Source organism: Mycobacterium sp. Root135 (assembly GCF_001426545.1).
Lineage (GTDB): Bacteria > Actinomycetota > Actinomycetes > Mycobacteriales > Mycobacteriaceae > Mycobacterium.
This window is the reverse complement of sequence record NZ_LMEZ01000004.1, coordinates 323,128-335,637: the sequence shown is the minus strand read 5'-3', so window position 1 is coordinate 335,637 and position 12,510 is coordinate 323,128. Positions and strand designations below refer to the sequence as shown.

The 12,510-nt window shown below is 69.0% G+C and carries 13 protein-coding genes; 6 read left to right on the top strand and 7 right to left on the bottom strand.

Annotated elements, in window-relative coordinates:
* Positions 1-46: 46 nt before the first annotated feature.
* Entirely contained in the window at positions 47-1,513 is a 1,467-nt protein-coding gene (locus ASD37_RS09265; RefSeq protein ID WP_056550674.1) for a CdaR family transcriptional regulator, read from the top strand.
* 3 nt (positions 1,514-1,516) lie between these two features.
* On the opposite strand, the gene ASD37_RS09260 is transcribed toward ASD37_RS09265, so the two are convergent.
* The 5 genes from ASD37_RS09260 to ASD37_RS09240 are packed head-to-tail and all read right to left on the bottom strand — an operon-like array spanning position 1,517 to position 7,018.
* Positions 1,517-3,691: a thiamine pyrophosphate-dependent enzyme gene (locus ASD37_RS09260; RefSeq protein WP_056550673.1), complete on the bottom strand. Its 2,175-nt coding sequence runs from the start codon at positions 3,689-3,691 to the stop codon at positions 1,517-1,519.
* A 10-nt stretch (positions 3,692-3,701) separates the two neighbouring features.
* Positions 3,702-4,616: a 1,4-dihydroxy-2-naphthoyl-CoA synthase gene (locus ASD37_RS09255; protein ID WP_056550672.1), complete on the bottom strand. Its 915-nt coding sequence runs from the start codon at positions 4,614-4,616 to the stop codon at positions 3,702-3,704.
* 20 nt (positions 4,617-4,636) lie between these two features.
* A complete protein-coding gene (locus ASD37_RS09250; protein ID WP_056550671.1) occupies positions 4,637-5,086 on the bottom strand; it encodes a nitroreductase family deazaflavin-dependent oxidoreductase in 450 nt (149 codons plus the stop codon).
* Between the two features lie 10 nt (positions 5,087-5,096).
* Complete coding sequence (locus ASD37_RS09245; RefSeq protein ID WP_056550670.1) at positions 5,097-5,783, bottom strand: HAD family hydrolase; 687 nt, start codon at positions 5,781-5,783, stop codon at positions 5,097-5,099.
* 23 nt (positions 5,784-5,806) lie between these two features.
* Entirely contained in the window at positions 5,807-7,018 is a 1,212-nt protein-coding gene (locus tag ASD37_RS09240; RefSeq protein WP_056550669.1) for an MFS transporter, read from the bottom strand.
* An 86-nt stretch (positions 7,019-7,104) separates the two neighbouring features.
* Between ASD37_RS09240 and ASD37_RS09235 the strand changes: the two genes are divergently transcribed.
* Entirely contained in the window at positions 7,105-7,767 is a 663-nt protein-coding gene (locus tag ASD37_RS09235) for a FadR/GntR family transcriptional regulator (protein WP_056550668.1), read from the top strand.
* Positions 7,768-7,847: 80 nt separating this feature from the next.
* On the opposite strand, the gene fadD8 is transcribed toward ASD37_RS09235, so the two are convergent.
* Entirely contained in the window at positions 7,848-9,449 is a 1,602-nt protein-coding gene (gene fadD8, locus ASD37_RS09230) for a fatty-acid--CoA ligase FadD8 (protein WP_056550667.1), read from the bottom strand.
* Positions 9,450-9,516: 67 nt separating this feature from the next.
* Between fadD8 and ASD37_RS09225 the strand changes: the two genes are divergently transcribed.
* Positions 9,517-9,759, top strand: a complete 243-nt coding sequence (locus ASD37_RS09225) for a DUF3253 domain-containing protein (RefSeq protein WP_056550666.1) — start codon at positions 9,517-9,519, stop codon at positions 9,757-9,759.
* Between the two features lie 30 nt (positions 9,760-9,789).
* Here the strand turns inward: ASD37_RS09225 and ASD37_RS09220 are convergent, their stop codons facing one another.
* On the bottom strand, positions 9,790-10,239 hold the full coding sequence (locus tag ASD37_RS09220) for a helix-turn-helix domain-containing protein (RefSeq protein WP_056550665.1): 450 nt from the start codon (positions 10,237-10,239) through the stop codon (positions 9,790-9,792).
* A 139-nt stretch (positions 10,240-10,378) separates the two neighbouring features.
* Here ASD37_RS09220 and ASD37_RS09215 point away from each other — a divergent pair, with 139 nt between their 5' ends.
* From ASD37_RS09215 to ASD37_RS09205, 3 genes are all read left to right on the top strand, one after another.
* Positions 10,379-11,239 (top strand): enoyl-CoA hydratase/isomerase family protein, encoded by an 861-nt coding sequence (locus tag ASD37_RS09215; RefSeq protein WP_056550664.1) that lies wholly within the window; start codon positions 10,379-10,381, stop codon positions 11,237-11,239.
* Positions 11,236-11,664 (top strand): OsmC family peroxiredoxin, encoded by a 429-nt coding sequence (locus ASD37_RS09210; RefSeq protein WP_056550663.1) that lies wholly within the window; start codon positions 11,236-11,238, stop codon positions 11,662-11,664. The genes ASD37_RS09215 and ASD37_RS09210 overlap by 4 nt, the downstream gene beginning before the upstream one ends.
* Positions 11,665-11,788: 124 nt before the next feature.
* Entirely contained in the window at positions 11,789-12,454 is a 666-nt protein-coding gene (locus ASD37_RS09205; protein WP_056550662.1) for a hypothetical protein, read from the top strand.
* Positions 12,455-12,510: the final 56 nt, after the last annotated feature.

Sequence of the window (12,510 nt, the reverse complement as noted above, 5' to 3'; positions counted from 1 at the left end):
TTGGTGGATGTGACGGTGCGGTTTCGACATTTCGTACACTCACGAGATGTCCCGGGATCTGACCGCCGTCGCCCGCGTACTGGGTGGGGACCTGTGCCTCGACGGTCGGGTGGACGCGTCGACGCCGGTGGACGCCGCCGTGCGGCTCGACGAGTTCGCCGTCGTCGGCCATCCGTCGTACGCAACCCTGGTGGTCGCGTCGGCATCGGCACTCGAGTCGACGATCCTGGCCGGCGGCGAGCACGCCGTGGCGCTGACCCACGCGGTTCTCGTCGTCGGGGGAGACCGCGACGGACTACGTGACCTGTTGTCCGACAAGGGCTTTTGCGCGATCGTCGTGGCCGAAGCCGACGAGGAGCTGCTGCACGCCAGGCTCGTCGCGCTGCTGGCGGCCGACCAAGCGTCGGAGGACCGGCTGGTCACCACGGGCACCAAGGTGCTCACCCAGGTGGCCCGCCGCGGCGGCGCCCAGGCCGTCGTCGCCCAGCTCGCCCATCGCATCGACGGCTGGGCGGTGCTGCTTGACGCCCACGGGCAGACCATCACCACCGCCGGTGCAGGCGGCCTGCACGTCAAGGACGCGGTGACGGTGGCGTTCCACCGGCCGGTGCGCCTACGGCACAGCGGCCTGCAGGTGCACGTCGTCGGCTCCGACGAGGACCTGACGGGCTACCTCGTCATCTCCTCGCGCAACGCCTCGACCAGTCGCAGCCGTGACCTTGCGTCGCAGGCCGCCGCGCTGCTCGACCTGGTGCTCCGCACTCACGACTACACGGGTACCGAGCGGCTGGGGCGCGAGGTCATGGTTGGGACGCTGCTCGCAGGCGGCGACCCCGCCGTGGCGTTGCTCCGCCGGTGGGGGGTGCACGAGCTGTCGTTGACCGCCTTCGTGCTGACTGCGCGATCGAGGTCGCTCGACTTGGAGCGTCTGGTGGTTCGGTGGCTCGACGAATTGGGCGCCGTGCACATGGTGACCGTGGAGCGCGGCACGGTGCTCGGCTTCGTCCGCGACGAGCAGACGGACGCTCTCGCCGAGCGGGTGCAGAACTCCACCGTTGCCCCACGGCTGCCGCTGCGGCTGGGCCTTGGCACCCCGGCGCCGACCGACGTGCTGACCCGCAGCGTGGCCGAGGCCCGCCAAGCGCACGAGGTGGCGGTCGCCGACGGCCGCGACGTCGTGCGCTACCGGGCGCTGCCGACAGTCGCCTACGTGCTCGACCGGCTCGACCCGGTCGACGGCGGGCGGCTGGCGGCGGTGCTGGACCCGCTTCGCGACGGCGACGGCTCGCATGGCGACCTCACGGCCACGCTGCGGACGTTCTTGGCGCAGAACGGAGTATGGGGGATGGCGGCCGAGCGCCTCGGCGTGCACCGGCAGACGCTGACCAACCGGATTCGTCGGGTCGAGGACCTGACTGGGCTGTCGATGGCGAGTCCTGACGACCGCGCCGCCGCGTGGCTGGCCCTGCGCGCGCTGGAGCGTGATTTCGGCGCGCAAACGTTCGCTCAGTGAACGTTAACGCGCCGAAATCGGTTGGGAGACAAGGGCGCGGGCGGCCGCTTCGATCTGGTTTTCGGACAGAAGCACCGTCAGCGCCGCGTCGCCGAGGGGGATGAAGCTGTCCTCGCTGGCCACCCTCGCCAGCGCACCCGCGTAGCCGTTGTCGACCAGCGCGGCGAGCACGCCCTCGGAGACGCCGCCGGAGGCCCTCGTCTCGTCGACCACCAGCGTGCGGCCGGTGGCGTTGGCTTCCCGCACCACGTCGGCGACGGGAAGCGGTGCGAGCCAACGTAGGTCGACGACCCGCGTCGCGATGCCGTCGGCCTCGAGACGACGCGCGACCCGCAGGCTCATCGGCACCCCGTTGCCGAACGTCACGATCGTCAGGTCGGACCCGTCGCCGTAGGTGCGGGCGCTGCCGATCGGCACGGCCTCCGTCGGGTACGGGGCCAACCACCCGTCGTCACCGCCGTCGTGGAGATCCCGAACATGGTACAGCGCAATGGGTTCCAGGTAGACGCACAGGGTGCCCGCAGTGTGGGCGGCCGCGGCACAGGTGCGCATCATGGCCGCGGCGTCGTCGGGCCGGGACGGTGAGGCGATCACGATGCCGGGAATGTCGCGCAGCGCGGCGACGGCGTTGTCGTTGTGGAAGTGCCCGCCGAAGCCCTTCTGATAGCCGTAACCGGCGACGCGGACCACCATGGGGTTGCGATACTGCCGGTCGGAGAAGAACTGCAGAGTGGCTCCCTCGCCGCGGATCTGGTCGGCGGCGTTGTGCAGATAGGCCAGGTACTGAATCTCGGGGATGGGCAACAGCCCTGCGAGCCCGGCGCCGAGCGCCAAACCCAGGATGGCCTGTTCGTCGAGGATGGTGTCGAAAACCCTTGCCGGGCCGAACTTCTGCGCAAGTCCGCGGGTGACGCCGTAGACGCCGCCCTTGCGTGCGACGTCCTCGCCGAAGACCAACGCCCCCCGGTGTTCGGTCAACACGTCGGCCAGCGCGCGGTTGACCGACTGTGCGACGGTCAGCGGTTCGCCGCCGGACGCGGCAGTTGGCGGTCGGGCGGCGACGGCGTCGGCCAACGCGTCTACCAACGGCCTCATCACCGCTGCGGCACTGGACAATTGGGGAAGCTCGGCGACCTCCTCGGCAAGGCCGATGACCTCGGAGCGCTTGGCCTCGTAACGGTCGAGGATCTCGGCGGGGGACAGGCCGCCGTGCTCGACCAACAGTGCCGCGGTTCTGAGCACCGGGTCGCGGTCGTAGTCTCCCGCGATCTCGCCCGGGGTGCGGTAGGCCGCCTCGACGTCGGAACCCGCATGCCCCATCAGCCGCACGGTGCGCAGGTGCAGGAACGCCGGCTTGCGGTGCTTGCGCACCCAGTCGACCGCACGGGTCGCCACCGCGTGGGCGTCGACGACGTCGGAACCGTCGGCGGCGAAGTACTCCAGACCCGCCCGGCTGCCGAAGCTCGCAGCGATCCACCCGGCCGGGGTCTTGGTGCTGATGCCGATGCCGTTGTCCTCGCAGACGAACAGCAGGGGCAGTGGAAGTCCTTGGTAGGAGGCATGAGTCGCGGTGTTGACGGCGCCGACGGCCGTCGAGTGATTCGCCGAGGCGTCGCCGAGGCTGCACACGGTGACGGCGTCTCGCGGCCACGGCGTGTCGATCCCGAGCTTGGCGGCCCGGCCGATCGAGAAGGCCACCCCGACGGCGCGCGGCAGGTGCGAGGCGATCGTCGAGGTCTGCGGGATGACGTTGAGGTCGCGGCGGCCGAACACCTTGTGCCTGCCGCCGCTGATCGGCTCGTCGGTCGCGGCGCAGAGCCCCAGCAGAACGTCGCGCAGCGGGTCGCTGCCGTCGACCTGACGGGCGCGTTGCAGGAAGAAGCCGCCCGAACGGTAGTGCAGCAGGGCGGGATCGGTGTACCGCAGGGCCGCGGCCACAGCGGCGTTGCCCTCGTGCCCCGACGATCCGATGGTGTAGAAACCCTTGCCGCGGGACCGCAGCCAGCGGGCAGCCAGGTCGAGGTGCCTGCTGCCGAGTTGCGAGTCGAACAGGTCGAGGACGTCTCGAACCGTCAGGGTCGACGTCGCCACGATGGGGGCGCCTCTGTCGGCCCGGGTTGCCCCGGCGGTCAGCGCACCCACCGCGTCGACGAAGTGCTCGTCGATCTTCTCGGCCATGGCGTCCCCTCTAGAAGTGGCGCGGGAAGCTCGACCAGTCGGGGTCGCGCTTCTCCAGGAACGCATCTCGGCCTTCGACGGCCTCGTCGGTCATGTACGCCAGCCGTGTCGCCTCGCCGGCGAAGACCTGCTGGCCGACGAGTCCGTCGTCGAGCAGGTTGAACGCGAACTTGAGCATCCTGATGGCCTGCGGCGACTTGCCGTTGATTTCGTGCGCCCATTGCAGCGCAACGGTTTCCAGTTCGGCGTGGTCGACGACCTCGTTCACCGCGCCCATGGCCTTCATCTGCTCGGCGGTGTACGGCCTGCCGAGGAAGAAGATCTCGCGGGCGAACTTCTGGCCCGTCTGCCTGGCGAGGTACGCACTGCCGTAGCCGGCGTCGAAGCTGCCGACGTCGGCGTCGGTCTGCTTGAAGCGGGCGTGCTCCCGGCTGGCCAACGTCAGGTCGCACACCACGTGAAGGCTGTGTCCGCCGCCGGCAGCCCAGCCGTTGACCAGACAGATCACGGGCTTCGGCATGAATCGGATCAGCCGCTGAACCTCGAGGATGTGCAGCCGGCCCGCCTGCGCGGGGTCCACGGTGTCGGCCGTCTCGCCCGCCGCGTACTGGTAGCCGGTGCGGCCGCGGATGCGTTGGTCGCCACCGGAGCAGAAGGCCCAGCCGCCGTCCTTCTCCGAGGGCCCGTTGCCGGTCAGCAGGATGACGCCGACGTCGTTGCTCATCCTGGCGTGGTCGAGCACGCGGTAGAGCTCGTCGACGGTGTGGGGGCGGAACGCGTTGCGCACCTCCGGCCGGTCGAACGCGATGCGCACCGTCGGCTTCGCGACGCCGTCGACGACGTGGCGGTGATAGGTGATGTCGGTCAGCTCGAAGCCCTTGACGGGCTGCCACACGGTCGGGTCGAACGGATTGTCAGAACTCACCCGGTTGACTGTAGCCAGGGCTACATCGGGTCGAACCGGAACACCGCGCACCGACCGGCGAGCGCCTCGAAATCGTCCGGATTGGGGCCGGTCACCAGCCCGGAGCGGGTCATGAAGCTGACGCCCGTCGGAACAAGGACGGGAAACTGGCGTAGCAACGGCCGCGCTTCGTCGGCGGACAACTCCACGACGCGCACCCGCTCGTCCTTGCGGCCCTGCGTCAGCGTCGCCTCACCGGCGGCGCGCAGGTTCTTCACCCAGTCGGCCTTGGGGAAACCGCCGACGACGTAGCGCTTTCCGTCGACGGTGAACGGGGTGATCGGCGTGGGGCGGGGAGTGCCGGAGTTGCGTCCGACCACGCTGAGGACCATCGGGCCCTCGCGCATCAGGCCCACCCGCATCGCGGCCATCATGACCTTGTTCATCGGTTTGAGCCACCAGGGCGGCCGAATGTCGTCGTCGCTGGTCATACCCAAAATTCTAGACCGCGAGACCGGCACTCTCGATGGCCTCGATCAGCCCGGTCGGACGCTGGTTCGTCGGCACCGGGTCGACGAGGGCGAAGCGACACCCCACCGCCAGGGCACCGCCGTCAGCCTCCTCGCTGTCGCCGACCATGAGCGCGTCCCCGGCCGCGACGCCGAGGCGTGACAGGGCGGTCTGGAAGATCTCGGCGGTGGGCTTCACGGCGCCCACCTCGTAGGACAGCACGAATTCGTCGACGTCGTCGGCGATGCCGAGCCGGGCGAACGCAGGCCTGATGTCGAACGCGATGTTGGACACCACCGCGGTCCGGATGCCCTGGCGGTGCAGGCCGGCGAGCACGGCGGCGGTATCCGGGTACGGCGTCCAGCTGGCCGGGTCGACGACCTTGTCGTAGAGCCGTTTCGCGTGGTGGTCGGCCACCCCGGATTCGCGCAGCACGTGCAGGTAGGCCTCGCGGTGCAGATGCGGTTCGAGGTCGCGGTTCGTCCAGGCGCGGTGGGCGGCTTCGTCCATGTCGACCGACGCACCCGTCGGTGCGGTCAGGCGTCGCATCAGCTCGGCCTGGACGTGGCCGTCGACCGCCTTCTCGTCGACCTGGATTCCGGCGAACCAGCTGTCGTCCTCCTCGAGTCGGAAGAGGGTTCCGGAGAAGTCGAAGAGCACGGCGCGGGTGTTGGTCACGGCATCATTGTGCTCGCGCGGGGTCAGACGTACCGATTCCGGCCCGCCAGTGCGCCGGCGACGATCTGCACCACGTACACCACGAGGAACATCGCGAACGGGATGGTCCAGCCGTCGGAGACGTCGTGCAGCAGTCCGAACAGGAACGGCCCGAGGCCGGCGAACAGGTAGCCGAATCCCTGCGCCATCCCGGACAGCTGGGCGGTGTCCTCGGCGTTGCGCGCCCGCAGCGCGATGACCGTGAGCGCGATGGAGAACGCGCTCATGCCGACGCCGATCAGCACGCTCCACACCCACGGCGCTGCGGCGGGCGCCACCAGCAGGCCGACCGCACCGCCGAAGCCGAGGACGCCGAGTGCGACGATCCATCCGCTCTGGTTCGCCGATCGGGCCGCCAGCGGAGAGATGATCAGCGCGACTGGAACGCCGATCAGCGACACCAGGCCGACGAGGATCCCGGCCTGCACCTTGCCGATGCCGTTGTCGATGAATATCTGTGGGAGCCAACCCATCACGATGTAGGCCAGGAATGCCTGGCAACCGAAGAACAGCGTCACCGTCCAGGCCAACCGGCTGCGCAGCAGGGACCTCGGCTTGCCGGTGAGTTCGGTCGACACGGCCCACGAGCTTCGGTGTCGACGGGATGCGGGCAGCCACGCCAGAAGGGCGAGCACCGCGATCGCCGCCCATGCCGCCAAGGCCATGCGCCAGCCGCCGAGCGGTTCTTCTAGACCGGGGGTGACGGCCGATCCGAGCGCGCCGCCGCCCTGCAACGCGGCGGTGTAGATGCCGGTCATCAGGCCGACCCTGGTGGGGAAGGACCCCTTGATGACGACGGGAATCAGGACGTTGATCAGCGCGATTCCGGCACACGCCAGCAGCGTCGCCCCGATCACGACGTGTGGCCCGTCGACGGTCCGCAGCACCAAGCCGGCGGTCAGCACCACCAGCGCCGCCGAGATGACGCGGCCGAGGCCGAAGCGGCTCGACAGCCGGGGTGCGGTCAGCCCGGCCGCGGCGAAGCACAACCCGGGCATCGTCGTCAGCAGGCCGGCCCAGGTGGCGGACGTTCCCAGTTCATCGCGCATGTCGCCGAGCAGCGGGGCGACGCTGGTGACGGCGGGCCGCAGGTTGAGGGCCACCAGGATCACCGCGACCGCCAGCAACGTTCCGCCTGCTACGAGAGGCACGCCGGCGGGTGCAATTGCGGCGGACTGGTCGAGTTGAACCGCCACCGCAGGTTCGGATCGTTCGTCTCGCTGGTCGCTGGGCACGCTGCTACATTGCCATACATCCCATGATTGGTTGAAAGGATGTTGCTGTGCCCTTGAGCACTGCCCGTCGGACCGGACTGGTCGACCAGGTCATCGACCAGCTCCGGCAATCGGTCGCCAGCGGGGAGTGGCCTGTCGGTCAGCGCATTCCCAACGAGACCGTCCTCGTCGAATCCCTTGGCGTCGGCCGCAACACCGTCCGCGAGGCGGTCCGCGCCCTGGCGCACGCCGGGATTCTCGAGGTTCGGCAGGGTGACGGCACCTACGTGCGGGCGACCAGTGAGGTGTCCGGTGCGTTGCGACGGCTGTGCGGCGCGGAGCTACGCGAGGTGCTGGAGGTCCGCCGCGGCCTCGAAGTGGAGGGCGCGCGGCTCGCGGCGGCCCGTCGCACCGATGCCGACGTCGCGGAGATGCGCGAACTGCTGGCCCGTCGGGACGCGTTCCTGGCGGCCGGCGACACCGACGACTTCGCCCGCGCCGACACCGAATTCCACCTCGCCGTCGTCCGCAGCTCGCACAACGTCACGCTGACGGAGTTGTATCGCGGGCTGGTCGAGGCCGTCACCGCCAGCGTCGCGACCACCCACGAGGCGCCGGTCGAGATCGTCGACCACGGCGTGCTGCTCGACCACATCGCCGCGGGCGACGTCGACCAGGCGGCCCGGATGGCGGGCGAACTGCTCGACCGCATCCTCGACGGCCTGGCTTAACCCCCTTTCCCGCGAGCAGACGCAAAAGGCCCACGATTGGCGCTATTCAGGGCCCTTTGTGTCTGCTCGCCGGGGAGGCGTTACCCGACGCGGCGGTCCGCACCCTCCCAGAACTGCGCGCGCACGGCCTTCTTGTCGGGCTTGCCGAGCGCGGTCACGGGCACCGAGTCGACGATCACGATCTGCTTCGGCGACTGCACCGACCCCTTGCGCTCCTTGACAGCGGCCTGGATCTCGGCGGTCATGGTGGCGATCGACGCGTCGTCGGTCGCCGCGTCCGGCCGCAGCACCACGACGGCGGTGACGGCCTCGCCCCACTTCTCGTCGGGCGTGCCGATCACGCACACCTGCGCCACCGAAGGATGTTCGGCCACAACGTCTTCCACTTCCCGCGGGAAGACGTTGAACCCGCCGGTGACGATCATGTCCTTGGTGCGGTCGACGATGAACCAGAAGCCGTCCTCGTCCTCGCGGGCCAGGTCGCCGGTGTGCATCCAGCCGTCGCGGAACGTTTCCGCCGTCGCCTCTGGCTTGTTCAGGTAGCCGCCCGCCAACAGCGGACCCGACACGCAGATCTCGCCGACCTCGCCGCGGGGCACCGGCTCGCCGTCCTCGCCGAGCAGCGCGGTCCGCGCGAACAGCGTCGGCCTGCCGCACGAGGTGAGCCGCTTCTCGTCGTGGTCGCCCTTGGCCAGGTAGGTGATGACCATCGGCGCCTCGGACTGCCCGTAGTACTGAGCGAAGATCGGCCCAAATCGGTTGAGCGCCTCCTTGAGTCGCACCGGGTTCATCGCGGACGCGCCGTAGTAGACGGTCTCCAGCGACGACAAGTCCCTGGTGTGCGAATCGGGGTGATCCATCAGCGCGTAGATCATCGACGGCACCAGCATCGTCGCGGTGATCTTCTGCTCCTCGATGGTCCGCAGCACCTCGGCAGGGTCGAACTTGGACAGCACCACCATCTCCCCGCCCTTGACGATCGTCGGCAGGAAGAAGGCCGCGCCGGCATGCGACAGCGGCGTGCACATCAGGAACTTCGGATTCTCCGGCCACTCCCACTCGGCGAGTTGGATCGTCGACATCGTGGTGGTCGCCTGCGACGTCATCATGACGCCCTTGGGCTTGCCGGTCGTGCCGCCGGTGAAGGCCAGCCCCGTCACGGTGTCGGGTGCGAGATTGGCGGCGACGAGCGGCTGCGGCGGGTACTTGGCCGCTTCGGCGTTGAGGTCGACCGCGACGTCGGCCAGCTCAGCGGGCACCGGCCCGATCGTCAGCACCTGCTTGAGCGACGGCACCTTCTCGAGCAATCCGACCGCGCGTTCGACGAACATCGGATTCGGGTCGACGATCAGCGACGTGACCCCGGCGTCGGTCAGCACGTAGGCGTGATCGTCCAACGAACCCAGAGGGTGTAGTGCCACGCGGCGGTATCCCTGCGTCTGCCCGGCGCCGACGATCATCAGCACCTCGGGCCGGTTGAGGGCCAGCAGTCCGACGACCGCGCCGGTGCCCGCGTTGAGCGCCTCGAAGGCCTGAACGTACTGGCTGATGCGGTCGGCAAGCTCCCCGCCGGTCAGCGTGGTCTCCCCGAGGAACAGCACCGGCTTGTCGCGGTGACGCTTCAGTGCGCCGACGGTGAGGTGGCCGGAGTGGATCGGATGGCGCAGCATTGCATCGCTCATGAGTCCAGATTAGAACGTGTTACAGAAATCCTGGCAAGGGGCGCGGATTGCGGCTTCACTGGAGGGCGTGAACCAGCGACTGCGCACCACCATCCTGGAGCTGGCCCGCGAACGTGGACCGGACAAGACCATCTGCCCGTCCGACGCGGCCCGGGCGATCGGCGGTGACGACTGGCGGGACCTGATGCACGACGCCCGTGACGTCGCGCGGGCGCTGGCCAGGGAGGGTCTGGTCGACGTCACCCAGAAGGGCGACGCGCTCGACCCGGACGCCACGTGGCGTGGTCCGATTCGCATCCGCATCCGCTGACAGATCGCTTGGACTTATGAAGCGAGATGGTCAATTTCCGGTGGGGATGGAGGCCACGTCGTCGGCTGGGACCTCGTAGCCGAGGTCGTCGATGAAGGCGACGTGGACGGGGCGGTCGGTGCGCATGGCCCGGCGCGTCATGGTCGGCCCCTCCGGTCGCGGTAGGTGCTTGTCGCCCCATTGTTGGTACGCGCCGACGATGACGTGCAACTCGCGTCCCGCGGGAGTCAGGTGATACGCAGGGCGGACGCGCTGACCTGGCTCTTGATAGGTGTCGCGGGTCATCACGTCGTACTCCACCAGCGTGGACAGCCGATCGGTCAGCACGTCGGGCGCGATGCCGAGGTTGGCTTGGAAGTCGGCGAAGCGAGTGGTGCCCAGCAGCGCCTCGCGCAGGATCAGCAGCGTCCACCGGTCCCCGAGGATCGTCGCGCTGCGGCCCACCGAGCACTGCCAGTCCTCCACCTGCTTTCGTGCCACCCGACGATGTTACGCCCTGGCTTGGTATTGCCCGGGTAGCTCGGGCGCCGACGGGCGACATGGTCCGTGGCGTGAACCGAACGCTCCGCCTGGACGACGGTGACTAGGAAAATCCTAGTTAGGTGGTACGGTCAGCGCCATGGTCTTCCTCGACGACTTCCGTCCATCCCATCTCCGGGTCACCGCGCACTCGCCGACCCTGTGGGAGGTGACCTTCGACAATCCGCCGGTCAACGTGATCGGGCCCGACATGATGCGCGACCTCAAGGATTTGTTGACCGAGTTGGAGTCCAACTCGACGGTCAACGTCGTCGTGTTCGACAGCGCCGACCCCGACTTCTTCCTCGCCCACTACGACCTCGGTTCGGACCCGGAGATCGCCGAGGCGCTGCCAAGCCCGACCGGATACGCCGCGTGGGTGGACATCACCGTCCGCATCAGCAAGCTGTCCGCCGTGACCATCAGCGCGATCCGCGGAATCGCCAGGGGCGCGGGAAGCGAGTTCGCGCTGGCCACCGACATCCGGTTCGCCAGCCGTGAGAAGGCGGTGCTCGGCCAGATGGAAGTGGGGTTCGGCGCGGTGCCCGGGGGCGGCGCCGCCGGCCGGCTACCCGCCCTGGTCGGTCGCGGCCGGGCGTTCGAGATCCTCTTGGGCGGAGAGGATTTCGACGGAGACACCGCGGAGCGGTACGGCTACGTCAACCGCGCGGTCCCCGATGCCGGATTCGTCGAATTCGTGCACGCCTACGCCACCCGGGTGTCCCGCTGGGATCATCGGGCGCTCGGCGAGATCAAGGCCTTCGTGAACAAGTACACCCGCCTGCCCGATTCCGAGTACCCCCTGCACTCGGACGCGTTCTGGGGGGCGGCGCGACGCGACGGCTTCCAGTCGGTCGCCGCGGCACTCTTCGCCGAGGGATTGCAGCAGCGAACACCGCTCGAGTACCACCTCGGCTCGGACATCGCCGACATCACCCAAACAGCAAGGAGCGCAACATGATCGTCACGGGAAAATCGCAATGGAACGGATCCTTCTTCGACGGCACCGGGACCCTGGAGACCGTCACCTCCGACACGGTGCCCAGCACGCCGTACACCTTCGCCAGTCGCTTCGAAGGTGCTCCCGGCGCCATTCCGGAGGAGTTGCTTGCGGCCGGCCACGCCGGGTGCTACAACCATGCGCTCGCCAATATCGCTCGCCAGCAGGGGGTTTCGGTCGACTCGATCACCACGACTGCCGAGCTGACCATGGGTGGCGACGAACGCGGCTACTCCGTCGACGGGATCCACCTCGTCGTGACGGCGACCCTGCCCGGTATCGGCGTCGAACAGTTCGACGCGATTGCGGAGGGTGCGCGCTCGGGGTGCGCAATCTCGAAGGCGCTACGTGTCCCCGTCACCCTCGACGCCAGGTTGACCGCCTGACGCGCGGAGTCCCTTCTCGAATCGGGTAGCGCACTACTCGCGCCCGCCGGTGTCTCCGTCAATAGCGTCGACGACAGATGTACTGGCACATGCCCTTCCGGGGGCATTCGAGGAGGAATGAATCATGCTTCGACAACTCGCGACAACGGCCGCACTCGCGGCACTCCCGGCGGCGGTGCTGACCGCACCGGCGTCGGCGGATCCGTTGCCCTACGGTCCGGACACCTGCATTCAGGGCTTCGTCTGGCGCGACGGCCGCGCAGGCGACCACGTGTGCGTCACCCCCGACGTGCGGAGTCAGACGGCGGCGCAGAACGCTGCCGCCGCGGCGAACCGGGAGCCCAACGGCGGCACCTACGGACCGAACACGTGCAAGCAGGGGTTCGTCTGGCGCGATGCGTGGGGCGGGGACCAGGTGTGCGTGGTCCCCGCGGTGCGCGACCAGGCCGCCACCGACAACGCCGCGGCGGCCTCGCGCAGGCAGACCAGCGTGCCCCAACCCGTACCGCCACCCCCGCCTCCGCCGCCGCCAGCGCCGCCAGCGCCGAAGCAAGGCCCAGGGGTGTCCTGGCAGCCCAGGCTCGGCGGACTGACCGCGCACATCACCGACCGCAGCGGTGTCGCGTCGCAGTGCACCTACACCTCGGACTTCTACCAGCGCAGCTTCTTCCTCCCCGCCAATGCGACGTTCGACCTGGTGATCGTGCCGGCGATCCCGAAGTTCCAGAATTGGAACGTCACCGTGAAGTGCGACAACGGCACCACGACCAACACCAGCGAGTTCTTCTAAGCGGCGCGATCCCTCGGAGGGCGGCGATTCGACGAATTCTCGGACGCCCTCTGCGA